The sequence below is a fragment of the Arthrobacter sp. ZGTC212 genome, from assembly GCF_002929255.1.
Classification (GTDB): Bacteria; Actinomycetota; Actinomycetes; order Actinomycetales; family Micrococcaceae; genus Arthrobacter_B; species Arthrobacter_B sunyaminii.
Map to the genome: position 1 here is coordinate 1 of NZ_PJIJ01000063.1, position 561 is coordinate 561.

1 protein-coding gene is annotated in these 561 nt (G+C 63.6%); it reads right to left on the minus strand.

The genetic code is table 11. The annotated features are described in order from the left end of the window. On the minus strand, positions 1-509 hold a 509-nt coding region (locus tag CXQ89_RS17875), incomplete at its 3' end, for a DUF2461 domain-containing protein (RefSeq protein WP_104162206.1). Positions 510-561: the final 52 nt, after the last annotated feature.

Here is a 561-nt window from a genome sequence, read left to right on the forward strand (position 1 = left end):
TGGGACTTGTGCTTCAGCAGCCCGCCCCGGGGGTGGTCCCGGGGGTACCCGCGCGGGACAGTTTTGAGCTGTTCTCCCTCCACCACAAAACCGGCAGCGCTGACGGCGTCGATGATGTGCCGGAGTGACTCTCCGGTCCCGGACGCATCAACCGAGTTGCGGTACCTCACCAGCTGGGCAGGCGTGTGAGAGTGGTAGCCGCCGCCCACCAGCAACCCGTCCGCGGTGACCTGCAGGTAGTAGCCCATCCCTTCCTGGATGGAAGCAAAGGCACCCTGTGCCGTTTTGTAGGGCGACTTGTCCTGGGAGAACCGGATGTCCCTGTTGGGCCGGAAAATGCGGCCCGGGCCAAACCGGGGCTCCAGTTCCGCAAGCAGGAGAGTAATGGGTTCCCGGACCAGCTCCTGGTACCTGTCCTTATGCTCCAGCCACCACTCACGGTTGTTGTTGTCCTGCAGCTCTTTGTAGAACTCGAAGGCGCCGGCCGGTATGCCGCGGAAAGTTGTCATGCGTCGATCCTAGGGACGGCTGCCGGCGGTCGCCATGGACCAGGCTCCTATG